This is a genomic window from Pseudomonas defluvii (genome assembly GCF_001695625.1).
Taxonomy (GTDB): Bacteria; Pseudomonadota; Gammaproteobacteria; order Pseudomonadales; family Pseudomonadaceae; genus Aquipseudomonas; species Aquipseudomonas defluvii.
The window spans coordinates 1-3459 of record NZ_MBPN01000213.1 but is presented as its reverse complement, the minus strand read 5'-3'; the positions used below and the strand labels follow the sequence as shown (position 1 = coordinate 3459).

Genomic DNA, 3459 nt, shown 5'->3' with positions numbered 1-3459 from the left:
TCGCACTACACCGACTGGACCATCGGCCACGTACATGCGGGCGCCCTGGGCTGGGTCGCGATGATCTCCATCGGCGCGCTGTACCACATGATCCCGAAAGTCTTCGGTCGTGAGCAGATGCACAGCATCGGCCTGATCAACGCCCACTTCTGGCTGGCCACCATCGGCACCGTGCTCTACATCGCCTCGATGTGGGTCAACGGTATCGCCCAAGGCCTGATGTGGCGCGCGGTCAACGCCGACGGCACCCTGACCTACTCCTTCGTCGAGACCCTGGTCGCCAGCCACCCTGGCTTCATCGTGCGCTTCGTCGGCGGTGCCATCTTCCTGACTGGCATGTTGCTGATGGCCTGGAACACCTGGCGCACCGTGACCGTCGCCGCTCCGGCCAAAACCGAAGCCGACGCCGCCACCCAGCTGGCCTGAGGAAAGCGAAATGAAACACGAAACTATTGAGAAGAACGTTTTCCTGCTGGTGCTGCTGATGGTGGTCGCCGTGAGCATCGGTGGCCTGACCCAGATCGTCCCGCTGTTTTTCCAGGACGTCACCAACAAGCCGGTCGAGGGCATGAAGCCCTACACCGCACTGCAACTGGAAGGCCGTGACATCTACATCCGTGAAGGCTGCGTCGGCTGCCACTCGCAGATGATCCGCCCGTTCCGTGCTGAAACCGAGCGCTACGGCCACTACTCGGTTGCCGGTGAGAGCGTCTGGGACCACCCGTTCCTGTGGGGTTCCAAGCGTACCGGCCCGGACCTGGCCCGTGTCGGCGCTCGCTACTCCGACGACTGGCACCGTGCGCACCTGTACAACCCGCGCAACGTCGTGCCTGAGTCGAAGATGCCCGCCTACCCATGGCTGGTGGCCAACCAGGTCGACAGCACGCACACCGAGGCCAAGCTGCGCACCATGCGCACCCTCGGCGTACCGTACAGCGATGCCGACATCGCCGGTGCCCGCGACGCGGTCAAGGGCAAGACCGAAATGGATGCGCTGGTCGCCTACCTGCAGGTGCTCGGCACCGCGATCAAGAACAAGAGGTAAGCCCCATGGACTTCACACTGGATATCGGCCAGCTACGCGGCCTGGGCACACTGCTGGTGATGATTGCCTTCATCGGCCTGGCCTTCTGGGTGTTCAACGCCCGCCGCGACCGTGACTTTGCCGAGGCACGCCTGCTGCCGTTCGCCGATGATCGCCTGCCCCCTACCGCCAATGAATCCGCCTTGAGGAGTACCCGGCAATGACCACCTTCTGGAGTACGTATATCTGCGTACTGACCATCGGTAGCCTGGTTGGCCTGACCTGGCTGCTACTGGCCACACGCAAAGGCGAAAGCAAAGGTTCCACCGACCAGACCATGGGCCACAGCTTCGACGGCATCGAGGAATACGACAACCCGCTGCCCAAGTGGTGGTTCTGGCTGTTCGTTGGCACCCTGATGTTCTCGGTCGGCTACCTGATCCTCTACCCTGGCCTGGGTAACTGGAAAGGCATGCTGCCTGGCTACAAGGACGGCTGGACCGGCGTTAACGAATGGCAGAAAGAGATGGACAAGGCAGACGCCAAGTTCGGACCGATCTTCGCCAAATTCGCCGCCATGCCAGTGGAGGAAGTGGCCAAGGACCCACAAGCCCTGAAAATGGGTGGCCGCCTGTTCGCCTCCAACTGCTCGGTGTGCCACGGTTCCGACGCCAAGGGCGCCTATGGCTTCCCTAACCTGACCGACAATGACTGGCGCTGGGGTGGCGAGCCGGAGACCATCAAGGCCTCGATCCTCAATGGCCGTCACGGCATCATGCCGGCCTGGGCCGAAGTGATTGGCGAACAAGGTGTAGCCGACGTGGCGGCCTTTGTCCTGACCAACCTCGATGGCCGCACCCTGCCAGAAGGCACTAAAGCCGATCCGGCCAATGGCCAGAAGCTCTTCGCAACCAACTGCGTGGCTTGCCACGGCCCTGAAGGCAAAGGTACCCCGGCCATGGGCGCACCGAACCTGACTCACCCACAGGCGTTCATCTACGGCTCGAGCTTTGCCCAACTGCAGCAGACCATCCGTTACGGCCGCCAGGGCCAGATGCCTGCCCAGCAGGAAATCCAGGGTAACGACAAGGTTCACCTGCTGGCCGCCTACGTCTACAGCCTGTCCAAGGGGAACGAACAGGCCTCTGCCAAGTGAAATGATTTTGTAACTGAGGCTTGACTAAAAACGCCGCACCTTCAGGGGTGCGGCGGCTTATCCCCCCTCCTTCCTCCCGCCTTGCGACCAAGTGTCGCAGCCAGGCACACCCTCGCCTTGCACCGCCATCAATTGGAACTAAGCTTGTTGCCACAGTGGGTGGAATGAGCGGTCCTGCTGCACTTTTCTGGGGCACTCACCACCAACGATTCGGCGCAAAGGCTGATAGGGCGGCTCATGTCAGCCATCCTCGACCCGACAGCCGTTTCGACAAACGGTGCATCCGCGCGATTGCCCGGTAATAAAAACCGAAAAATCGTACACATAAAAGCAAATTAACTGTGTACAATTTTCGCGCCAGAAAAGCTCGAAAGGGCCGCAACACACGCTCTGGCAAGGATCGGCGCGGATGCCATCGCGTTGCAATAACCACACGGTTTATACATACTTGCGCCGATTTTTACCCTAAAAAAACACCCAAACCGTGGAACCTTAGAATGAGCACAGCAATCAGTCCGACTGCTTATAACTATAAGGTAGTCCGCCAGTTCGCCATCATGACGGTGGTCTGGGGGATCCTTGGCATGGGGCTTGGTGTCTTCATTGCCTCGCAATTGGTATGGCCCCAGCTGAACCTGGACCTGCCCTGGACGACCTTTGGACGCCTTCGCCCGCTGCACACCAACCTGGTGATTTTCGCCTTTGGTGGATGTGCGCTGTTTGCCACCTCCTATTACGTCGTGCAGCGTACCTGCCAGACGCGACTGATCTCTGACAGCCTTGCGGCCTTCACCTTCTGGGGTTGGCAAGCCGTGATCGTCGGTGCACTCATCACATTGCCGATGGGCTACACCACGACCAAGGAATACGCAGAGCTGGAGTGGCCGATCGCCATTCTGCTGGCCATTGTCTGGGTGACCTACGGTATTGTGTTCTTTGGCACCATCGTCAAGCGCAAGACCAAGCACATCTATGTCGGTAACTGGTTCTACGGCGCCTTCATCGTGGTTACCGCGATGCTGCACATCGTCAACCACATGTCGTTGCCGGTCAGCCTGTTCAAGTCCTACTCGGCTTACTCCGGCGCCACCGATGCAATGATCCAGTGGTGGTACGGCCACAACGCCGTGGGCTTCTTCCTGACCACCGGCTTCCTGGGCATGATGTACTACTTCGTACCCAAGCAGGCCGAGCGTCCGATCTACTCCTATCGCCTGTCGATCGTGCACTTCTGGGCACTGATCACCCTGTACATCTGGGCCGGCCCGCACCACCTGCA

At 60.1% G+C, this 3459-nt stretch carries 5 protein-coding genes; all 5 read left to right on the top strand.

The window, feature by feature from the left end:
• Positions 1 to 426, top strand: a 426-nt coding sequence (locus EKA13_RS26415; RefSeq protein WP_176717492.1) for a cbb3-type cytochrome c oxidase subunit I, incomplete at its 5' end; no start/stop codon positions are given.
• A gap of 10 nt (positions 427 to 436) precedes the next feature.
• Positions 437 to 1045: a cytochrome-c oxidase, cbb3-type subunit II gene (gene ccoO, locus EKA13_RS26410; protein WP_065761969.1), complete on the top strand. Its 609-nt coding sequence runs from the start codon at positions 437 to 439 to the stop codon at positions 1043 to 1045.
• Positions 1046 to 1050: 5 nt separating this feature from the next.
• Entirely contained in the window at positions 1051 to 1248 is a 198-nt protein-coding gene (locus tag EKA13_RS26405) for a cbb3-type cytochrome oxidase subunit 3 (protein ID WP_065761968.1), read from the top strand.
• A complete protein-coding gene (ccoP, locus tag EKA13_RS26400; protein ID WP_065761967.1) occupies positions 1245 to 2180 on the top strand; it encodes a cytochrome-c oxidase, cbb3-type subunit III in 936 nt (311 codons plus the stop codon). The genes EKA13_RS26405 and ccoP overlap by 4 nt, the downstream gene beginning before the upstream one ends.
• Positions 2181 to 2677: 497 nt before the next feature.
• Positions 2678 to 3459: cbb3-type cytochrome c oxidase subunit I (locus EKA13_RS26395; protein WP_176717491.1), on the top strand; the 782-nt coding region annotated here is incomplete at its 3' end.